The organism is Pectinatus sottacetonis, from assembly GCF_015732155.1.
Classification (GTDB): Bacteria; Bacillota; Negativicutes; order Selenomonadales; family Selenomonadaceae; genus Pectinatus; species Pectinatus sottacetonis.
In genome coordinates this window covers 1,668,754-1,689,509 of sequence record NZ_WIQK01000001.1, presented here as the reverse complement: position 1 = coordinate 1,689,509, position 20,756 = coordinate 1,668,754, and the positions used below count along the sequence as shown (strand labels likewise).

Sequence of the window (20,756 nt, the reverse complement as noted above, 5' to 3'; positions counted from 1 at the left end):
AATTTATTCTATTTTATTGCTACGATATCAAGAGAACCATTATGCGCATTTTCTCCCCCTAATACAGTATTATATTTAGCAAAAAATTTTGTTATATTTTTCATCTTATCAGGAGCCCCTATGATTACAAGTTTATCTGCTGCCCATAGCGGCATATCAGGATCTGGTGCAATAAAAATCTCTGTATTTCTGCGGACAGCTATGACCAGCGCACCTGTTGCTTCTCTGAAAGCTAAGCTTTTTAAAGACTGTCCCACAAAAGAAGATTTTTCATTGATAGTAATTTCAATAGGATTATATGGCTGAATATTTTTTAAACGGTCTGAATAATAGGCTATTTCGGTTGTAACCTTACGAAAGCGCGTATCTATTTCTTCCTTCTCTTTTAAAAGGAATTCCAATTCCTGCCGCAGTGAATACACTGAATCTATTCTTTTCTGCTGTGATAAAAACAAAAACGCCCGTTCCACAGACACTACTACAATTTCTTTTCCCTGGGAAACTTGAACGATATTGGCATTTTTTAACATAGCTACAGCTTTTCGGATAGTTTCCGGTGATACAGCATATTGACTGGCTAAAAGCGTCCGCCCGGAAATCTTAGTTCCTACTAAAAATTCATTGTGTGTTATTCGTGTAGCTAAATCAACAGCTATTGTTTGATATACTGGTAAGTGCATATATTACAACCCTCTCCATTATAAATTATGCCTGCATTCAGCTGTATATTTAATATGCACCATATATTATATAGCAAGAATTATAAATTTCCAGTCTTTTTTGTAAAAAACACATTTTCCTTTATTGATTTTTAGCTAAACGCTCTATTTCAGTCATGAGTTTTTTCTTGTCTGTAACTAAATTTTTATATTTGATCCGCGGACGGTCAATTACTATTACAAATAATCCTGTTTCTATAGCTGCCATTAATTTTGTATCGGCCCCACCTAGCTTACCGCTGTTTTTCATTACCACAACATCTGCATCTGTTTGCTCATACATAGCCTTATTAAGTTCTTTTGAAAAAGGTCCCTGCATTGCTATTATATGTTTAGGCATAATGCCCGCTGTTTTACAAGCTGCAAGCGATTCAGCAACTGGCAGCACTCGTGCTATAACAATTTGTGAAATATCCGTAGCCCTTGTTGTAAACTCTGTCAGATGACGACTGCCCGTCGTCAAAAAAATTCTTTTCCCCACCTGAAAAGCCTTTTCCGCAGCATCATCAAATGATACCGCCTTATACAATTGAGGATAATCCGGCAGATTAACTATCGGACGTTCATATCGTATATAATGGATATTCATTTCCCGGCATACCTTCATTGCTGTTTTAGATATATTCACTGCATAAGGATGGCTGGCGTCAAGGAATATTTTCACATGCAGGGCTGCTAATTTTTCTTTCATAAATTTTTCATCCAGCATTTGTTCTATTATTACCAGATTTTTATTTTTTTCCAGCAAAATTTTCCCATAATCACTTACTACTGATGCTGCTGTTTTATAACCCTTTTCCAATAAAAGTTCTGCAATCTGCCGCCCGTCCTGTGTTCCTGCAGCTAAAAATATCATATTTTATAGCCTCGCGGTGTTATTATGAAGTTATCTTCAACATAAGTATTGCTGTTCCCTATGATAACCAGAGAAAACATGTCAATATTTTCCTTAGTAAAATTCCCTAAATCCGAAATAGTAACACTTTCATTATTGCGTGTTGCCGCCCTTACAATTCCCACCGGTGTTAATGCATCCTTATATTGAAGCAGGATTTGGCGTATTTCCTCAATATGCTCCACCCTCTTACGACTTTTAGGATTATATAGGGCAATTACAAAATCTCCCTGAGCCGCAAATGCTGCCCGCTTTTTTATCAATTCCCATGGTGTAAGTAAATCACTCAAACTGATAACGGCGAAATCATGCATAAGTGGTGCCCCCAAAACAGCAGCAGCCGCATTAACGGCACTTATCCCGGGAATAATATCTACTTCAGGACGATCTTTTACAGACAACCGGAGCAGTAATTCCAATACTAACCCCGCCATACCATATACCCCTGAATCTCCACTTGATACTACTGCTACTTTATGTCCCTTCACCGCTTCATCAATAGCCATCTGACAGCGATCTATTTCCTGCATCATACCGGTTCCAATGATATTTTTATTTTTCAATAAAGGTTCAATTAATTTTATATAAGTATTATAGCCGGCAATCGTATCAGCCTTATTTATGGCTTCGTGTGCCCGCGGTGTCATATCAGCAATACTTCCCGGTCCAATCCCGATAACTGTTATTTTTCCCATGCTAATGCTACCGTCACTTTCTCAAATTTTGTTTTATTTAATACTAATTTACACTTTCCAGTGGCAAGTGCTGCTGCCTCGCATACATTACCTATACCTATCTGCTTTTTTACGAACTCTGATTCGATCAGGCCATGCTGCAGAATCATTTTTTTCATTATTGTATTAGGAAAAAACCTTGCATGAATACCATATTTTTCTGCCATCTGCAAAATACCTGGTTCATCTGCCTTTACTTCCGCACTGGCAATGAGGGTGACATCCTCAATGCCATAATTTATTCTTTCACAGGCTTGGCGCAGACATGTTTCAATATGTGTACTGCTTGTACCGCGCCGACAGCCTATCCCGGCAATAAGCTTATGCCTGCACAAAATCAATATGCCTTCTTTTTCAATATGTTTTCTGGTCACTAATACAAAGGGACTCTTTATATTTTTTAGCTCATCCATATCAATAAGCAGTGATTTTATTCCCATTTCCTGCAAAAGCAATTGATATTTTTCCGCTGCCGGAAAATCAACATCTATATAATAATCTATTTTCTTTTTTTTCAGCAAAGTCATGTTCAATATTTTTATATTCTGTAATGGCTTGGCAGAAAGCCCCAGCCTGCGGGCTACAGAATCAGGTGCAAGCAATGCATTAACATCAGTAGCTGTTGTTATTACAGGTATGCTGCCTAAGCATGCTGCCAATTCTGCTGTAAGGTCATTAGCTCCCCCTAAATGGCCTGATAAAAGGCTTACCGCAAAATGTCCCTGTTCATCTATTACTATCACAGCCGGGTCTTCAGCTTTATTTTTTATATATGGTGCTATCATTCGCACAGTAATCCCTGCTGCACAAAAAAATATCAGCGCATCATATTGAAAAAAAATTTTTTTTACAAGATCCCGCATTATTGTAAAATATTTTATTGAAGCTCCTGTATCTATTGAAGTTATATTTCTTTTACTGTACAGTGAAAGCGTAATATCAGCCAGATCAGCAGTCTGTATTTTTTCTGCCAGTTTCAAACCATTTTGCGTAATAACAATAGCCGCACATTTCATATTCATCACCTGCTACTTCTTTAAATCAATACCTTTACGATACATATGGGTAAACTCGGGGGCATAAAGCCGCGATAATTCGTAATTTGTATCCAGACACCGGCCTACTACAATCATAGCTGTGCGGGTTATCGACTCTGCCGCTGCCTTGACTGCTATATCCTTCAATGTTCCACGAACAATTTTCTGTTCCGGCCATGATGCTTTTTGCACAATAGCAATAGGAGTATCATCTGCATAACCGCCTTCAATAAGTTCTTTAACCACTTCATCCAGCATATGTACACTAAGAAATATACACATTGTGGCATTATGCGCAGCCAGTGCCTTAAGACTTTCTTTTTCCGGCACAGGAGTACGACCGGCATTTCTGGTTATAATAACCGTCTGTGATATTTTGGGCAGTGTATACTCTTGCTTCAAAGCTGCTGCGGAAGCAAGAAATGAACTTACTCCCGGAACAACTGAAAAATTTATATTGAGCCGTTTAAGAGCATCCATTTGTTCCTGGATGGCTCCGTAAATAGCTGGATCCCCTGTATGCAGGCGAACCACTTTTAAATTTCTCCCTACAGCATCACTTATAACCTTTATTACTTCGTCCAATGTCATTGTGGCGCTATTATATATAGTACAGTCAGCTTTTGCATAATCCAGCAGCGCCGGATTCACTAATGACCCAGCATAAATTATAACATCGGCTTCCTTAAGCAGACGCTGCCCTTTAATTGTTATAAGTTCAGGATCACCAGGTCCGGCTCCAACTATATAAACTTTTTTCATTATGTAAGAACTCCCTTCATAATCTTGAGAATAAATTTTATATAACTTTATTTAATTATAGCAAAATTGATTTGGCCGGGCAATTTACGAAAAATAAATTTTGTAAATTTATCTATAATAATCTACTATATTTTAATAGAAAACAATTTATTATAGTAAAATATAAATTAAGTTAACTTTTATACAGTTTAATCTTAAAATAGATTGGACTTTGTTAGGATTTTTCGTTACAATATACTAGAAAAATAAGCAGGAGGTTTTCAAATGACCGTTTCGGTTGAACTTGTGCCACGTGATAAAAATATTCTATGTCAAGAATTACAAGAACTCAAAGACAATAAATTACCCGTTAATTTGATTAATATACCTGAATTACTGCGCTTTAACATGCACAGCTGGGAGGGTGCCAGTATTGCAAAAAGTTATTCATTCGATGCAATGCCCCATGTCCGGGCTCTTGACATCAATTTAGAATATGAACTTCCCATGAAGGAGTATTTTATAAAAAATAAACTAAATAAAGTTCTCGTTATAACAGGCGATCCTCCACAGGATATGTCCCATAAAGTATATCCTACCATAAGTACCGATATAATCCGAAAATTTCGTGATGAACTGCCTGATATAAAAATTTTTGCCGGCATTGACCAATACAGATCCAGTATGCGTCATGAACTTTACCACATTCGCCGCAAAATCCAAGCAGGGGCATCAGGTTTTTTCACTCAGCCTTTTTTTGATCTGCGTTATATTCAAATATATGCAGAAATGCTTGAAGATATTAATGTCTACTGGGGAATTTCTCCCGTTCTATCCGAACGTTCCGTTAGTTACTGGGAAACAAAAAACAATGTCGTTTTCCCTAAGCATTTTACGCCTACCATGGAATGGAATATAAACTTTGCCCGTAAAGTAATATCCTTAGTAAAAAACTATGGCGGGAATATTTACATAATGCCTATAAAAACAGATCTTAAGAAATATATGTCAGGTATATTTTCCTAAAATTTACTACAGACATTAACTACACTCAATGAAATTTTATTTAACATAAAATATTTCATCGCCTGTCTTAATCTAAAATGTAATAATACTAATTAGTAAAGAGGTAATACAATGTTTAAAATTTTAAAAAAAGAACTTCTCTCCCCCAAAGTATGGCTTTATGACATTGAAGCACCACGCATTGCCAAAAAAGCGGAACCCGGACAATTTTTGATAATACGTACAGATGAAAAAGGAGAACGGCTGCCCCTGACTATTGCTGATTTTGACCGTGAAAAAGGATCAGTATCCATTGTTTTCCAGGAAGTTGGTGCTGGAACAAGTATTTTAGGGCAACTTAATGAAGGTGACTGCATTCTTGATCTGGTAGCACCACTTGGCAAAAAAACCCATATTGAAAAAATGGGTACGGTAGTATGCATAGGCGGTGGTATTGGAGTTGCTCCTATATATCCTATTGCCAGAGGAATGCATCAGGCCGGGAATAAAGTCATCTCTATAATGGGTGCTAAAAATAAAGATCTGCTTATTTTAGAAAAAGAAATGCACTCAGTAAGTGATGAACTCTTCATAACTACAGATGATGGTTCATGCGGTATAAAAGGTTTCGTTACAACAGCCCTGCAACAGATAATCGATCGGGGCGAAACAATTGATGAAGTCATTGCTATCGGTCCGGTCGTAATGATGCGCAGCGTAGCTGAAGCAACACGTCCTTATAAAATAAAAACTGTCGTAAGCTTAAATCCTATTATGGTCGACGGTACCGGCATGTGCGGCGGATGCCGTGTGCAGGTAGGTGGTGAAGTAAAATTTGCCTGTGTGGACGGCCCTGAATTTGATGGACACCTTGTGGACTTTAACGGCTTAATGTCACGCCAGCACATGTATACTGACAAAGAAAAAATAGAATCAAATCATGTCTGCCGACTGACAAAAATCAAGGAGGTCCTTTAAACTATGGCTTTACAAATGACTAAACATCCTATGCCGGAACAGGATCCTGAAATACGTATTCATAATTTTTCCGAAGTGGCTTTAGGCTATGATGAAAAGACTGCTATTGCTGAAGCCTGCCGCTGCTTAAACTGTCCTAATCCCCGCTGTATACAGGGATGTCCTGTACAAGTAAATATTCCCGGTTTTATTGCCAAAATAAAAACAGGCGATTTTGCTTCCTCTATTAAAATAATCAAGCAGACTAATTCTCTGCCCGCTATATGTGGACGCGTTTGTCCGCAGGAAAGTCAATGTGAAAAATACTGCGTCATGGGAATAAAGGGAGAACCAGTGGGAATCGGGCGGCTGGAAAGATTTGTTGCCGACCGTGCTCTGGCTGCTGATACCGAAACAAAACCCAGCATCTGTAATGAACATGCAGAAAAAGTTGCTGTCATCGGATCCGGCCCGGCTGGTTTATCAGCTGCCAGTGAACTTGCAAAATTTGGCTACAGAGTAACTATTTTTGAAGCATTACATAAAGCTGGCGGCGTCTTGTCCTATGGTATTCCGGAATTTCGTCTGCCAAAAGAAAAAGTCGTAAAAGTAGAAATCGAAAACTTAAAAAAACTTGGCGTAAAAATTGAACTCAATTCCGTAGTCGGTAAATTGTATACAGTAGATGAACTTATGAATGAAGAAGGTTTTGCTGCTGTATTTATTTCAACAGGAGCTGGTCTACCACGTTTTATGCACATCCCCGGTGAAAATTTAAATGGTGTGTATTCCGCAAATGAATTTCTTACCCGCTGCAATTTAATGAAAGCTTATAAATTTCCTGAATATAAAACACCTTTAAAAGTAGGAAAAACAGTCGCTGTAATAGGTGGTGGCAATGTAGCTATGGATGCAGCCCGCACTTCCCTCCGCCTAGGGGCCGAACATGTTTATATCGTATACAGGCGCAGTGAAAAAGAACTGCCGGCCCGTCTGGAAGAAGTTCACCATGCTAAAGCAGAAGGGATAGATTTCAAACTTCTCAGCAATCCCTGCGAAATAATTGGAAACGAAGACAATAGTGTATCACAATTGCGCTGTATAAAAATGGCTCTAGGAGAACCTGATGCTTCTGGCAGATGCCGTCCTGTACCAATAGAAGGTTCAGAATTTACCTTACCAGTTGATACAGTGATTATGTCCATCGGCCAGGGACCAAATCCACTTATTCAATCTACTACTCCTGACATGCAAACAAATAAACGCGGCAATATTATAGCTGATGAAAAGACTGGTTCCACTACCAAGGATGGTGTATTTGCCGGCGGAGATATTGTCACCGGTGCCGCAACCGTCATTTTGGCAATGGGTGCAGGGAAAAAAGCAGCCAAAGCTATAGACGAGTATTTACAGAATAAATAATATTTCTCCTATTGCGGAAGAATATTAACAGTACCATAAAATAATTTTCTATATAAAGAGGGGCTGCCGCTGAAGTAAAATACTCACTTCATGCGACAGCCCCTTGAAATCTTATTTTAAATAATATTATTCATAATACATCTGCGTTTCAGTATTTTCTTTTTTTGAATTATTCAAGATTTTCAATAGAAACCAAGCAAAATAATTATAAGTAATGAAACAACAATTACATATTCACCTAACTTGAACGTTTATACAAACAATGATAAACTTATTTGTATTCGAAGAATCAGATAATTATATTTACTCAATGTGAAAATGCTATAATTACACGCTTTAACTAAAACTTACACTAGATATTTATGAAAGGATCATTTTCTTATGATGAATTTTGTCGCGATAGATTTTGAAACAGCCACCAGCGAGCGTAATAGTGCCTGCAGCGTTGCAGTTGTGGAAATTCAAAATGGGCGCATGACCAATTCTTACAACACACTAATAAAACCACCCCAAAAATTTTTCGATCCAAAAAACATCGAAATAAACGGCATAACTACAGAAATGGTAAAAACAGCACCTACTTTTGCCGATATTTTCCCTAAACTGCGACAAATGCTGGAAAATAAAACTGTAATTGCCCATAATGCTGTATTTGACATGGGCGTTATGCGTTCATGCATATGGCAGTACCATCTGCCCAAAATAAAATTTAATACCTGCTGTACCGTACAAATCTCACGTAAAGTATGGCCCTCACTTACTAATCACAAATTAGATACCCTCGGTAATTTTTTTCAAATAAACTTTTCTCATCATGATGCTCTTGATGATGCTAAGGTCTGTGCTAAAATACCGCTTGCCGCAGGACGTGTTGTAAGTGCTTCTGATTTTGATACACTTATTGCCAAAATAGGCATAAAAAAACGCCCTTTTAAATGTTAATTTCTAGCTGAAAATGTAATATAAAACAGCCACTGTTAAGAAATGAACAGTGGCTGTTTTATATTACAAAAATTTAACTTACTATTATTTTAATAATAAAGGAATCTCCATATTTATAACGAAAAATCCATTATTAGTATTATAATGGATTTTCTATATTGAGCAATTCAAATTTATTCTTACTGAAATTCAGTATTGCTTCTGCATGCATCTTAGAAAGTTCTGCTGACATAGCACTGCGATTAACCGATAAAAAATCTGCCAGTTCCTGACGCGTAAAGGGAATTGTAAATTCATTACTTCCTGATAAAAGTGCCTGTTCGGAAAAATAAGAAAGCAGTTTTTCACGGGTTGTGCGTTTAGTAACATGGTTTATTTTACAAGTGAGCATATATGCTTTCTTTGCTAGAACAGACAACAAATTATGAATAAGCTGTGAATGATATATACAGTTAGAATCGCATAATGTTGTTATTCGCTGTACATTCATAAATAATATTACAGCTTCTTCTGTAGTTTTTGCACTTATATTCGTTGACAGTAGCGGTTCACATGCATACACTTCACCAAAAAGCTCACCTATCCCGATATGTGCCAGAATACTCCGATTTCCCCAATAATCTTCTCTTTCCAGTATCAACCCGCCGGATAAAACCAATCCCATATCGGTTATATTATCATTTGCCCGAAAAATACTTTCCGCCTTATCGCATTTTGCTACTATACCACCCAGACAACCAAGCATTGAATAAATTTCTCCCTCTGATGCTCCGATGAACAGCGGTGATGATTTTATTACATTGATATATTCCTGTTTCAATCGTCCGTGCGCTTTATTTTCAAATAAAAAAATTTTTTTCATTTAATTCACCTTTTGTTATATTTACAACAGATATTTTTATTATATTATAATAAAATATATTCATAAACACAAGCCCATGTTTTCATTTAAAAAGAAAGGACTATCCTTATGATAAGAAAAATAATAAAAATAAATACCGACAAATGTAACGGATGTGGTATATGTATAAACGCCTGCCATGAAGGTGCTATTGCTTTAGTTAACAATAAAGCGAAACTCATGCACGAACATTATTGTGACGGATTAGGGGATTGTCTTCCAACCTGCCCGCAAAATGCTATCTCTTTTGAAGAACGTGAAGCTCCAGCTTATGATGAGGCAGCTGTAAAAAAAGCCCAAAGGCAAAACAATACATCCTGTCCTGGTTCCACCATAAAATCTTTTACACCGCCTGCGGCAAAAGAAAAACCTGTCACCAATACCAGCCAGTTGCGACAATGGCCTGTACAGATAAAATTAGTTCCTGTAACTGCGCCGTTTTTCAACAATGCCAATCTTCTTATTGCTGCTGACTGCACAGCCTATGCTTACGCTGGTTTCCACGATAAATTTATTAAGGGCAATATCACTCTCATTGGTTGTCCTAAACTTGATGAGGGCAATTACACAGAAAAACTTACTTCAATATTAAAAAACAATAATATAAAAAACCTTACTATTGTACGCATGGAAGTTCCCTGCTGCGGTGGTCTGGAAAATGCTGCTAAAGCAGCCCTGCAGCAAAGTGGCAAATTTATTCCCTGGCAGATAAATATAATTTCAACTGATGGCAAAATCATATCAGAATGACATTCTTCCATTATCTTAAAAGTAATAGAATTATCACCATAAATGGTTAAATTTGTTTATTATTATTTATATTTTAGGAGGTTTTACTATGAATAAAATGTTTTGTTTCCAATGTGAACAAACAGCAGCCTGCAAAGCCTGTACAAACAATACAGGGGTCTGCGGCAAGCCAGCTTCCACAGCCAATTTACAAGATAAGCTTACCGGTTCACTTATTACTATGGCCCTGAATATGAAAAATTCCCATGAAATTCCTACACCAAAAATAAATAAACTGACTCTAGAATCATTATTTACCACTGTTACCAATGTAAACTTTGATAATAACAGCGTAAATACTTATATAAAAAAAATCAACCAGATTAATACCGCCTCTATGAAGAATTATACTATGAATCAGCTTTGGCAGGAACCTGATGAAGATATCCGTTCTTTAAAATCACTTATTTTATTCGGCCTGCGTGGCATGGCTGCCTATGCTTATCATGCCCTGCTTCTCAACTACACAAATGCTAAAGTAATGGATTTTTTCTATACGGGTTTAGCTGCCATCGGTTCTGAAAAAACAATGGCTGAACTTCTGCCATTAATCATGCAGCTGGGGCAAATGAATTTAAAATGCATGGAACTTTTGGATACTGCTAATACTACCACTTATGGCACTCCTGTACCCACAGAAGTTACTATGACTATTGAAAAAGGCCCTTTCATTGTTATCACTGGCCACGACTTAAAAGATCTTGAACTTTTATTGCAGCAGACCGCAGGAAAAGGCATCAATATCTATACCCACGGTGAGATGCTGCCATGCCATGCTTATCCTAAACTAAAAGCTTATAAACACCTGAAAGGTAACTTTGGTACTGCCTGGCAAAATCAACGCAATGAATTTTCTAATATACCCGCACCTGTATTATTTACAACAAACTGCCTAATGCCTCCTAAAGAATCTTACAAAGATCGTATCTTTACAACAGAAGTTGTTGAATTTCCCGATATTATCCATATAGGAGCGAATAAGGACTTTTCTCCCATTATAAATAAATCCCTGGAACTCGGCGGATATACAGAAAACCATACCATTAACGGAATAAACGGAGGCCACAAATTAATAACCGGATTTGGTCACAGCAATGTACTAGCCGCTGCTGATAAAATAATAGCTGCTGTAAAAACGGGTTCCATCAAACACTTTTTTCTTGTTGGCGGTTGTGACGGTGCAAAACCAGGCCGTAATTACTATACAGATTTTGTAAAGCAAACACCAGCAGATACTTTGATTTTGACACTAGCTTGCGGTAAATACCGGTTTAATGATCTCAACTTGGGTAAAATTGGTGATTTCCCCCGTATTATGGACATTGGACAATGCAATGACGCTTACAGTGCTGTCCAGATTGCAGCAGCTCTGGCTAAAGCTTTTGCCTGTGATATAAATGAACTGCCCTTATCTTTCGTCCTGTCCTGGTATGAACAAAAAGCTGTCTGCATCCTATTGACACTATTATCATTAGGTATAAAAAACATCTATTTAGGCCCCACACTGCCCGCTTTTATATCTCCTAACGTACTCAATTATCTCGTAGAAAACTTTAACATTCATCCAATAAGCACTCCAGAAAAAGACTTAAAAAAAATTCTCGGCTAAACAATATTATCTTTAACTACCAAAGGAAATTACTCCATGAAAAAATGGCTCATAATTTATTCCAGTAACACCGGAAACACAAAGCAAATTGCTACTGCCATGTACAATACCTTAAGCTGCGGTGAAGGGGATATATATCCCCTTCAGGAAATACCTGCTGATTTTTGTTTTTCTGATTATGATGTTATTATGGTCGGCTATTGGCTGATACGTGGCGGTCCTGATAATGCTGTCAAAAAACTTTTAAGCAAATTTACTAATAAAAATATAATATTATTTCAAACCCACGGTGCAGAAAAGTGCAGTGAACATTCCATTACTGCATTTGCTCGCGCAGCCAGCTGCCTTGGTCTTAACTGCAATATCATCGGTACATTTTCCTGCCAGGGAAAAATAAATCCAGTTCTTCTGGAAAAAAGGCGGTCTGTATCTTCCGACAATCCCCATGCAGCTAATAAATTAAATGAAAAACGTTGGAAAATGGCCTTGTTACATCCTGACTCAAACGATTTAAAAGAAGCTGCTTTATTTGTTAAAACCATGAAGAGAAAACTTTTTTTAAAAGAAAAATATTATTCTCAATAAATATTTTAAAATACTTATTGACTATTTACTAAAAAAAAAGTATAATTATTTGCGATGCGGAAGTGGCGGAATTGGCAGACGCGCTAGACTTAGGATCTAGTTCCCCGTGAGTGCAGGTTCAAGTCCTGTCTTCCGCACCAGATAATAAAAATATAATATAATTTATAATAAATAAACTGTTATACTGTCTATATTTACTTTACAAGATATAGTAATCTATTATTCTGCTTTAAGCACAGATAATAAGTTCGCTGTATTTTAAAATAAATTTTTCTGTAGGCAGTTTTTTTTATTGCGTTTGACTAATTTAATACAGTATGTTATTATGTAATTGATAATTAATATCATTTATATAAATTATCTTTCCTCTAATAAAATATCCTCCACACAGAAAATGCCGGGTAAGCAGTAATAGCTGCTTACCCGGCATTTTCATTTTACTTTACTTCAAACGCAATTTAAAACTTAAATTTATGCAGCATTTCTTGTGATTTCTGCGCCAGTTTTGCCAGAGCTTCACTAGCTGAAGCAATTTCTTCCGAAGAAGCCGACTGCTGCTGTGTTGCCGCTGACACCGACTGCATTTCTTCCGATACCTTATCGCCATGTTTATCTATAGTTTCCACTTCATTGGCAATATTCCGGGCACTATCAGTCACTTGGTCAACAGCTCCAGCCATTTTCCCCATTTGTCTGGAAACTTTATTTACCAGCTCATTAATTTGTTCAAACATATGGCGCAGTCCCTGTACAGAATCTGCCCCTTCTACTACTTCTGTCCGTCCTTGCTGCATAGCTGAAACAGCATCATCAGTATCATTTTGTATCTTTCCTATAAGTGATGCTATTTTTTCTGCTGCTTCCCGAGACTGTTCAGCAAGTTTTCTTACTTCTTCCGCTACAACAGCAAATCCTTTACCATGTTCTCCAGCCCGGGCTGCTTCAATAGCAGCATTAAGTGCCAAAAGATTTGTCTGTCCGGCAATATCGGAAATTGTATCAATTATCTGTCCTATTTCTTGTGAACTCTGTCCTAATTTTTCAACAATTTTGGCTGATGATTGTACTGTTTCCTCCACATTTTTAATTTTTGCGACAGACTTATCTATTGTCTTATTCCCTTCAGTGACATGCTGTGACACATTTGAAGCGTGCTGCGCTACCTTATCTGATTCAGTCCTGATGTTTTCAATAGACACTGTTACCTGCTCTACTGCTTCTTTTCCTCTTTTTACTGCTTCTTTATGTTTTTCCACTACAGATGAGGCATTCGTTGCCGATTTTGCCACTTCAGTAGCCGTCTGAGCTGACTGCATAGAACTAGCTGTTAATTCTTCTGAAGACGCAGCTACTTGTTCTATAGAACTATTTATTTGTTTCATGAGGGCAGCTACTTCATTGCGCATATTAAAAAGCATATCTGCCATATCACCAAACTCATCTTTTCTTTCAATTTGACGTTTTGTTTCGCTGTAATCCCCATCACGCAGTTTTCGACATATTTCTATCATCTGGCTCAATGGAGTGATGATTTGTTTTACAAACCAAAAACAAAAAACAGCCAAAATTAAAAACACAACAATAGTTTTTATAATTATATTATGTAAAGCACTCTGGACCGCTGATTCATTGCTTTGATTTATTTTTTTGGCAGCATCGTTTTCTACTTTTTGCAAATCATTCAGCTTATCCCGTATTTTTATCATAGAGGCAGCACCCTGGTGCTCATATAAATCGGCTGCTTCCGCCTTTTTCCCTTGAATAGCCAGTTCCATTATATTATTCAGAGTATTTTTATAAATTTTCCAATAATTATCAGTCTCCGCCAGCTGACTTTTTCCAGCTGGTGATGCTGTTTTCTCATATTCCTGCCATTCTTGTTCATAGTTATTACTAAATTTAACAAAATCGGCTTTACGTTGTTCCAATTTTGCCGGATCTGTTTCTATTATTGTCTGTATAGTCCGACTTTGTAATATTCGTGTATCAATTATGGTTTTATTAAGATGCTGTATTGACTGCATATTCTGAAAATATATATTATCCATAGCTTTTTGAGCCCCGCTCAGATAAGAATAACCAGTATATCCAACAGTTATCATACCTAATACACCAATAACAATCATAACTGCCGCTTTATAGACAATTTTAACATTATTTAATTTTTCCATACTACTTCCCCTTTTATTTTTTTTTATCATTTATTGCTGCCTAATAGTTTACTTCAATAAATTTTAATATTTTCCTGCCATAATTATTAGTTCTTATTATATTTTGGGATAAAAGGGGCTGTAACTCCTAAGTTACAGCCCCTTTTATCCCAAAATATTCATTTAATTTATACTACTCACATTTAGACCAACCGCAATATGTGCATGTAACACAGTTGCCTTCCGGCTTTAATGTATAATGACCACATTCTGGACATTTTTTATTTATTGAAGCATCTTCACTTTCATCAACATATTTTTCATTATTTTTCTTCTGCTGAGCTTCATTATATATTTCTGCCAAAGCTGATGCTATAGCATTACCACATGAAAGTGATATATTCTTCTTACCCCCGCGTATAAGAGCTTGGCAAGCTGAACATTTGCTGACAGCAAGCTGTTTTATTATATGTTTTACACTTATCCCTGACCTTAATGCCAGTGATGTAAGTCGAGTAATTGTGGCAATATTACTGGCACAGCCACCTGAAGCATTTGTAAATACTTCAAACACTTGTCCATCCATTGTTTTATTAATTGTAATGTACATTTTATCGACACATGAAGTATGACGCACTAAAGTACATCCATCCAAGCGTTCTATATTATCGCGTTTTATCGGCGTAATAGTATCATATTCTATTTTTGATTTCTTATTTGTCACGCCTAGTATATTACCGCGTTTGCAACCATCGCGAAATACAGTTATCCCTTTGCACCTAGCCTGCCATGCTTCGATATAAATGTTTTTTATATCCTTTGCTGTAGCATCATGCCGCAGATTTACTGTTGATGATATTGAATTATCAACATACTTTTGCATTGCTGCCTGCAGCTTGACACGATTCAAATATGGCACATCATGACTTTCGATAATCCAGGGAAAATATTTTTTTATTTCTTCATCAGAAGTATCATAGCTCAATTTATGATAATCTAACAAATCCTTTACAGAATGGGCATAGACCTTAAAAGCTTTCTTTTCTCCCTCCATTTTATGCGTTGTCCGCATATAACTTATTTTATAAAGAGGTTCACATCCGCCAGAGAATACTCCCATTAACAAGGAAATAGTACCTGTCGGGGCAATTGCTAGTAAAGTTCCGTTTCTAAGTCCATAAGTTTCTATTCTTTCGTATACATCTGGTGCTTCTTTTCTGAGCAGTGCAATTATCGGTGATTTTTTTGTTTTTTCCCAGTCATAACGACCAAAAGTGCCCTTTTCTTCGGCCATTTTGGATGATGCTTTAGCTGCCTCAATAAGCATTATCCGCATAACTGCTGCTACAAAATCATTAGCATCTTTTTCCCCATATTTTAATTTCATAGCAATAAGAGCATCGGCTACGCCAAAAAGTCCCAGTCCAATACTACGCCAATCATCTATACATTTACGATTAGCATCCAAGGGCTGTGTTTCATATCCGTAATCCAATACTTCATCCAAAGCACGAACCGCAACATTAACGGCTTTTGCAAATTCTTCTTTATCAAGCTGCGCTTTTTCAGTAAATTTATCACTAATGAAATTATAAAGATTTATACTCATAAGATTGCATGAATTATACGCATTTCCACCAAATTCACCACAAGGATTAGTTATTTCGATATTATAATCATCATAGCCGCTTAATAATGTATAATCATTTAGCCTATCAACAAATAATGCTCCCGGATCTCCCCAGTCCCACTGTGTCTGGCAATATTCTGCAAAAAATTCTGCAGCATTAATTTTTTTTCTGATCTTTTGTCCTGTTGCTTCAACATCAAATTTTAACTCATATTCTTCGTTATTTACTACAGCCTTCATAAAATCATCTTTAAATAAAATAGATATATTCATTGAAGCCAGTTTTTCATTATTTTGTTTCATATGGAGGAATTCATATATATCAGGATGATCACAGTTAAGACCTACCATCATAGCCCCCCGACGTCCATTTTGGCTTATAACTTCGCCCGTGGAATCGAAAATTTTCAAGAAGGATACTGAGCCGGTTGAAGTACGCGCTGCGTTATTAACCTGGCTTTCCTTTGGCCGCAGTTTGCTAATGTTTACGCCTATGCCCCCGCCATAAGAAAATATTCTTGCTATTTCCGCATTGACCTTGAATATTGATTCGATATTATCTTCTGGTGATGGCAATATATAACAGTTGCTCAAACTAGCCTTAAATTTGCCTTTTGCTCCAGTTGCATATAAAGTCCTGCCTGCCGGACAAACAGCCCCATCTTCCAAATATTTATGCATAGCTGCTTTTATTTCTGGCGAAAATATAGAAGTAACACGATTAATAAATTTTTGTGGATCATTTTCCCCAATATGATAATATTTTGATTGCAAAATACCTTTGCCTATATCATTTTCGTACCACTTTTCCAAAAAGCTCTCTCCTTCTAAAATTAAATATCTTATTACTAAAGTCAGAAAACATTCTTATCTGATATTGCATATCTAAGCTTATTTATTATAATTTATATTTTCTTTCCATGCAATTTTAAAATGATACCCAGTATACTATATATAGTTATTTAATGACAATAATCAATATTTATCTACCATATATTGATTATTTTAAAGATTGACATAGAGATATGCACTTAGTACCATTCAATATTTTTAATATAAAAAAACAGAGCAGCCTTTAGTACATGGTTCCTGCTCTGCAAAATAACTTCAAAACTAAAAAAGTCTTATCCATTATAAAAATTTTATCCAATCTTCAGGTTTTTTCTTATCTTTTCAAGATTTGGCCCAAATTCTTTTACAAGCATCGGCCTGAATTTACCATAAATTTCAGCAATTAAAATATCATGCGTGATAAAGCACTCCGTAACAAGCATAAACGCTTTATTTTGTGTCCAAAATCCACAGCTGTCCAATGGTTTCAATATAGCAAACAGGCATTGTGAATAATCTGACACTAATGATAACCAACGACCATTTTGGGCTGCATCATCAATCATCCCTTCCATTTCATGATAATACATTTTTCCCAGCTCACACTTAACAGGTCCGTAAACAACACAGACTATTTTTACACCTCTTTTTTGTGCTGCAAACAAATCATCATATAATTTTTCATAATCTTCTGCCCAAATATCCAGATACAAACTTTCTGTAGCTCTCTGCACCATTTCATGGAGTTTATTGAATATTTTTTCAGTACCATAAAAATGAAGGAAATAATCATATTCCCTTCCTGTATTCATGTTTTTAGCATTTTCCTTAATATACTTAATACGCGAATCCGTCTCTTTTTTATAATTTTCCAAAAGATCATCTAATGGTATAGCCACATATTTTTTAGGAGATATCTGATCTACCAAATTAAGAAAATTCTTATTAACTAATTCTTTAACTATTGAATAAATCTTAGATTGAGGCACACTTGATCTCTTACTAATTTCATAGGCCGTAATGCGCGGATTTTCTAATAGTGTAACGTAAACAGAAGCTTCATACTTAGTAAGACCTATTTTCATTAATTCATTGACAACATTACTTTGTTTGTCATTCATTTTAAACCTTCTTTCCTTAGTAATAACCCTTTCATTAATAAATCTATTTAAATTTTATGAATATATCCATAAATACAACTATAAATTATGACTTATATAGTATAATATTATATGATTTTATGAAAATAAATGCAAATAAGTATGTATAAATATCAATAAAAACAGCTTCTCATTATATATTTTTTTACAAAATAAAAAAGCAACTTGATTTTCAAAATACTTCAAGTTGCTTTTCTATTATATGAAACTAATAAATTCACGCTACAATTATTGTGCCTGATTTTCCTCTTAACGCATCCTTAGCATTCTTTAAAGATGCTACTATTGCCCTTTTCTCTGGGTTGGCACCAACAAAGTTCATTGCTGCTTGTATTTTAGGCAGCATACTTCCTGTACCAAATTGTCCCTCGTTTATATATCTTTCTGCTTCTTTGAGTGTGAGCCGTTTTAGAGCCTGCTGATCTGCTTTACCAAAGTTAATAGCAACATTATCAACAGCTGTCAATATGATAAACTGATCCGCCGATAACGCATCTGCTAATTCAGCTGCCGCAAGATCTTTGTCAATAACTGCCGTTACACCTCGTAATGATTCATCACTCTGTTTAACTACCGGGATACCTCCACCGCCTGCCGATATTACTATTTCTCCATTATCGACAAGTTTTCTTATAGTATCTATTTCTATTATTTTCTGTGGAACAGGCGATGCCACTATTCTTCTGTAACCGCGCCCTGAATCTTCCATAATTGAATATCCTTTTTCTACATGAAGTTTTTGGGCTTCAGCTTCACTGTAATACGGACCGATAGGCTTTGTAGGATGTTGAAATCCTTTATCATTTTCATCAACTATGGTCTGGGTTATGACAGTAACAACATGTTTATCTATATGACGCTTATGAAGTTCTTCTCCCAATGCTTGTTGTATATGATAGCCTATCATCCCTTGGCTCATCGCTCCACAAATATCAAATGGCATTGGCGGGGTTAAACTTTTGGCATACTCATTTTGTACTACAATCCGGCCTACCTGTGGTCCATTTCCATGTACTATAACAATTTGTATATCATTTTCAATCATATCAGCTAAATAAACTGCTGTATTTTTTATTGTTTTCAACTGACATTCGGCCGTAGCCGGTACTCCTTCGGCCTGTAGTGCATTGCCTCCCAATGCTATAATTGCCCGCATACTCCCGACTCCTTATATATTTATTTCCAAAGACACATCATCTTTACGTCAACAATCCACTATACATCAATTTCAAAGCCACAATTCCAAATATTATAAATAACACTGCCAAAGCAGCTTCATACCGTGTAAAAACTTGTTGTTTTTTTTCTTTTTTAGCTTTTACAAAGACAATCACACCAGCAGCATATAATATCGTAATAAGCAAAAGATATTGCAGCCCGGCAGCATAAATAAGCCATGCTGCATATATAGTTGATACCATTCCGCAAATCATATCCCTCATACTATTATGTGAATTAACATCATACGTTTCCCGTGTAATTACTATTTTTAGTCCGTATAAAGCACTTAATAAATATGGTACTAAAATTGCAGAACTGGCTATGGAATATAACGCTTGGTACGTACTACTGGCAAATAACGTCAATAATAATGCAATTTGTACTATGATATTTGTAGCTGTTAAAGAAATAATTGGCGCTCCATTTTTATTTTCTTTCGTAAAAATTTTTGGGAAAACTCCATCTTTTGCCGCTACAAATGGTACTTCTGCTGATAATAGTGACCACCCTAAAAGTGCTCCCAGCAATGATACAACCAGACCTGCATTAATTATAGCCGCACCAGTTGGCCCTATTACAGCTTCAAGCACATAAGCCATAGATGGTGTAGCCTGCTGTGATAACTGTTGTTGCGTCATGACACCCAATGATAACAGAGAAATCAAAACATATATGAGCAGTGTTCCTACCAATCCAATTACAGTGGCTTTACCTACATCACTTTTTTTACGTGCCCTGCCGGAAAATACAACAGCACCTTCTACACCGATAAACACCCACAATGTAACAAGCATTGTACTTTTTACTTGATCCATAACACTCCCTAAAGAAGGATTATTACTTCCCCATATATCAAATGAAAATATATCAACCTTAAAAAATATAATGCAAACAATAATAAATAAAAAAATGGGAACCAATTTAGCTATAGTCGTTATTACATTGATATATACGGCCTGCTTTACACCCCTTAAAATCAAAGCTTGTATGCCCCAAATAAGTATTGACGCGCAAATTATGGAAACCACATTATTCCCCTGACCAAAAACAGGGAAAAAATATCCCAAAGCCCCAAACAGCATGACACTGTATGATACATTTCCGAGTAAAGCACTAAACCAATATCCCCATGCCGAAACGAAACCTACATAATCACCAAAACCAGCCTTGGCATAACTATATATGCCACCACTTAATTCCGGTTTTCTTACGGAAAGTGTCTGATATACTAAGGCTAAAGCAATCATTCCTATACCTGTAATGACCCACGCTATTAAGATCGCACCAGCGCCAGCTCCTTTAGCCATATCCGTTGGTAAAGCAAAAGCACCTCCGCCAATCATAGAACCTACTACCATAGCTCCTAAAGCAAAAATACCTAATTTATTGTCTTTTTCCAAGGATAACACCTCTTTATTATTGATAATA

The 20,756-nt window shown here is 36.3% G+C and carries 18 protein-coding genes and 1 tRNA gene; 8 read left to right on the top strand and 11 right to left on the bottom strand.

The genetic code is table 11. The features are described 5' to 3' along the window. Positions 1 to 8: 8 nt before the first annotated feature. The 5 genes from I6760_RS07880 to cobM all read right to left on the bottom strand — a co-directional run bounded on the left by I6760_RS07880 (position 9) and on the right by cobM (position 4,147). Positions 9 to 680 (bottom strand): TrkA C-terminal domain-containing protein, encoded by a 672-nt coding sequence (locus tag I6760_RS07880; protein WP_196593928.1) that lies wholly within the window; start codon positions 678 to 680, stop codon positions 9 to 11. Positions 681 to 801: 121 nt separating this feature from the next. Next, positions 802 to 1,575 carry a precorrin-6A reductase gene (gene cobK / locus I6760_RS07875; protein ID WP_196593927.1) on the bottom strand — a complete coding sequence of 258 codons (774 nt, stop codon included), beginning with the start codon at positions 1,573 to 1,575 and terminating at the stop codon, positions 802 to 804. Next, positions 1,572 to 2,309, bottom strand: a complete 738-nt coding sequence (cobJ, locus tag I6760_RS07870) for a precorrin-3B C(17)-methyltransferase (RefSeq protein ID WP_196593926.1) — start codon at positions 2,307 to 2,309, stop codon at positions 1,572 to 1,574. The genes cobK and cobJ overlap by 4 nt, the downstream gene beginning before the upstream one ends. After that, positions 2,297 to 3,364 (bottom strand): cobalt-precorrin 5A hydrolase, encoded by a 1,068-nt coding sequence (locus I6760_RS07865; RefSeq protein WP_196593925.1) that lies wholly within the window; start codon positions 3,362 to 3,364, stop codon positions 2,297 to 2,299. The genes cobJ and I6760_RS07865 overlap by 13 nt, the downstream gene beginning before the upstream one ends. A gap of 12 nt (positions 3,365 to 3,376) precedes the next feature. Further along, positions 3,377 to 4,147, bottom strand: a complete 771-nt coding sequence (gene cobM / locus I6760_RS07860) for a precorrin-4 C(11)-methyltransferase (protein WP_196593924.1) — start codon at positions 4,145 to 4,147, stop codon at positions 3,377 to 3,379. A gap of 264 nt (positions 4,148 to 4,411) precedes the next feature. On the opposite strand from cobM, the gene I6760_RS07855 reads away from it, so the two are divergent. The 4 genes from I6760_RS07855 to I6760_RS07840 all read left to right on the top strand — a co-directional run bounded on the left by I6760_RS07855 (position 4,412) and on the right by I6760_RS07840 (position 8,452). Next, positions 4,412 to 5,152, top strand: a complete 741-nt coding sequence (locus I6760_RS07855) for a methylenetetrahydrofolate reductase (protein ID WP_196593923.1) — start codon at positions 4,412 to 4,414, stop codon at positions 5,150 to 5,152. A 111-nt stretch (positions 5,153 to 5,263) separates the two neighbouring features. After that, entirely contained in the window at positions 5,264 to 6,109 is an 846-nt protein-coding gene (locus I6760_RS07850) for a sulfide/dihydroorotate dehydrogenase-like FAD/NAD-binding protein (RefSeq protein WP_196593922.1), read from the top strand. 3 nt (positions 6,110 to 6,112) lie between these two features. Further along, positions 6,113 to 7,510, top strand: a complete 1,398-nt coding sequence (gene gltA / locus I6760_RS07845) for an NADPH-dependent glutamate synthase (protein ID WP_196593921.1) — start codon at positions 6,113 to 6,115, stop codon at positions 7,508 to 7,510. 381 nt (positions 7,511 to 7,891) lie between these two features. Continuing rightward, positions 7,892 to 8,452, top strand: coding sequence for a 3'-5' exonuclease (locus I6760_RS07840; RefSeq protein WP_231036161.1), 561 nt, complete (start codon positions 7,892 to 7,894; stop codon positions 8,450 to 8,452). Positions 8,453 to 8,591: 139 nt separating this feature from the next. Here the strand turns inward: I6760_RS07840 and I6760_RS07835 are convergent, their stop codons facing one another. Next, on the bottom strand, positions 8,592 to 9,314 hold the full coding sequence (locus tag I6760_RS07835; protein ID WP_196593920.1) for a Crp/Fnr family transcriptional regulator: 723 nt from the start codon (positions 9,312 to 9,314) through the stop codon (positions 8,592 to 8,594). A gap of 108 nt (positions 9,315 to 9,422) precedes the next feature. Here I6760_RS07835 and I6760_RS07830 point away from each other — a divergent pair, with 108 nt between their 5' ends. From I6760_RS07830 to I6760_RS07815, 4 genes are all read left to right on the top strand, one after another. Next, on the top strand, positions 9,423 to 10,103 hold the full coding sequence (locus I6760_RS07830; protein ID WP_196593919.1) for an ATP-binding protein: 681 nt from the start codon (positions 9,423 to 9,425) through the stop codon (positions 10,101 to 10,103). Positions 10,104 to 10,191: 88 nt separating this feature from the next. Continuing rightward, positions 10,192 to 11,751 (top strand): hydroxylamine reductase, encoded by a 1,560-nt coding sequence (gene hcp / locus I6760_RS07825; RefSeq protein ID WP_196593918.1) that lies wholly within the window; start codon positions 10,192 to 10,194, stop codon positions 11,749 to 11,751. Between the two features lie 36 nt (positions 11,752 to 11,787). After that, on the top strand, positions 11,788 to 12,336 hold the full coding sequence (locus I6760_RS07820) for a flavodoxin family protein (protein WP_196593917.1): 549 nt from the start codon (positions 11,788 to 11,790) through the stop codon (positions 12,334 to 12,336). Positions 12,337 to 12,392: 56 nt separating this feature from the next. Next, positions 12,393 to 12,476, top strand: a tRNA-Leu gene (locus I6760_RS07815). A 318-nt stretch (positions 12,477 to 12,794) separates the two neighbouring features. Here the strand turns inward: I6760_RS07815 and I6760_RS07810 are convergent. From I6760_RS07810 to arcD, 5 genes are all read right to left on the bottom strand, one after another. Continuing rightward, a complete protein-coding gene (locus tag I6760_RS07810; protein ID WP_196593916.1) occupies positions 12,795 to 14,507 on the bottom strand; it encodes a methyl-accepting chemotaxis protein in 1,713 nt (570 codons plus the stop codon). 172 nt (positions 14,508 to 14,679) lie between these two features. Continuing rightward, on the bottom strand, positions 14,680 to 16,929 hold the full coding sequence (locus tag I6760_RS07805; RefSeq protein ID WP_196593915.1) for an adenosylcobalamin-dependent ribonucleoside-diphosphate reductase: 2,250 nt from the start codon (positions 16,927 to 16,929) through the stop codon (positions 14,680 to 14,682). 329 nt (positions 16,930 to 17,258) lie between these two features. After that, positions 17,259 to 18,068, bottom strand: a complete 810-nt coding sequence (locus I6760_RS07800; RefSeq protein WP_196593914.1) for a TrmB family transcriptional regulator — start codon at positions 18,066 to 18,068, stop codon at positions 17,259 to 17,261. A gap of 256 nt (positions 18,069 to 18,324) precedes the next feature. Further along, the gene (gene arcC / locus I6760_RS07795) at positions 18,325 to 19,263 is read right to left on the bottom strand and encodes a carbamate kinase (RefSeq protein WP_196593913.1); all 939 of its coding nucleotides are present in this window, start codon (positions 19,261 to 19,263) and stop codon (positions 18,325 to 18,327) included. 43 nt (positions 19,264 to 19,306) lie between these two features. Further along, positions 19,307 to 20,728, bottom strand: coding sequence for an arginine-ornithine antiporter (gene arcD, locus I6760_RS07790; protein ID WP_196593912.1), 1,422 nt, complete (start codon positions 20,726 to 20,728; stop codon positions 19,307 to 19,309). Between the last annotated feature and the right edge of the window lie 28 nt (positions 20,729 to 20,756).

Bases quoted from the DNA above. Each gene is read 5' to 3' on its own strand.
- I6760_RS07880 (WP_196593928.1), bottom strand. From the start codon at position 680: ATGCACTTACCAGTATATCAAACAATAGCTGTTGATTTAGCTACACGA.
- cobK (WP_196593927.1), bottom strand. From the start codon at position 1,575: ATGATATTTTTAGCTGCAGGAACACAGGACGGGCGGCAGATTGCAGAA.
- cobJ (WP_196593926.1), bottom strand. From the start codon at position 2,309: ATGGGAAAAATAACAGTTATCGGGATTGGACCGGGAAGTATTGCTGAT.
- I6760_RS07865 (WP_196593925.1), bottom strand. From the start codon at position 3,364: ATGAAATGTGCGGCTATTGTTATTACGCAAAATGGTTTGAAACTGGCA.
- cobM (WP_196593924.1), bottom strand. From the start codon at position 4,147: ATGAAAAAAGTTTATATAGTTGGAGCCGGACCTGGTGATCCTGAACTT.
- I6760_RS07855 (WP_196593923.1), top strand. From the start codon at position 4,412: ATGACCGTTTCGGTTGAACTTGTGCCACGTGATAAAAATATTCTATGT.
- I6760_RS07850 (WP_196593922.1), top strand. From the start codon at position 5,264: ATGTTTAAAATTTTAAAAAAAGAACTTCTCTCCCCCAAAGTATGGCTT.
- gltA (WP_196593921.1), top strand. From the start codon at position 6,113: ATGGCTTTACAAATGACTAAACATCCTATGCCGGAACAGGATCCTGAA.
- I6760_RS07840 (WP_231036161.1), top strand. From the start codon at position 7,892: ATGATGAATTTTGTCGCGATAGATTTTGAAACAGCCACCAGCGAGCGT.
- I6760_RS07835 (WP_196593920.1), bottom strand. From the start codon at position 9,314: ATGAAAAAAATTTTTTTATTTGAAAATAAAGCGCACGGACGATTGAAA.
- I6760_RS07830 (WP_196593919.1), top strand. From the start codon at position 9,423: ATGATAAGAAAAATAATAAAAATAAATACCGACAAATGTAACGGATGT.
- hcp (WP_196593918.1), top strand. From the start codon at position 10,192: ATGAATAAAATGTTTTGTTTCCAATGTGAACAAACAGCAGCCTGCAAA.
- I6760_RS07820 (WP_196593917.1), top strand. From the start codon at position 11,788: ATGAAAAAATGGCTCATAATTTATTCCAGTAACACCGGAAACACAAAG.
- I6760_RS07810 (WP_196593916.1), bottom strand. From the start codon at position 14,507: ATGGAAAAATTAAATAATGTTAAAATTGTCTATAAAGCGGCAGTTATG.
- I6760_RS07800 (WP_196593914.1), bottom strand. From the start codon at position 18,068: ATGAATGACAAACAAAGTAATGTTGTCAATGAATTAATGAAAATAGGT.
- arcC (WP_196593913.1), bottom strand. From the start codon at position 19,263: ATGCGGGCAATTATAGCATTGGGAGGCAATGCACTACAGGCCGAAGGA.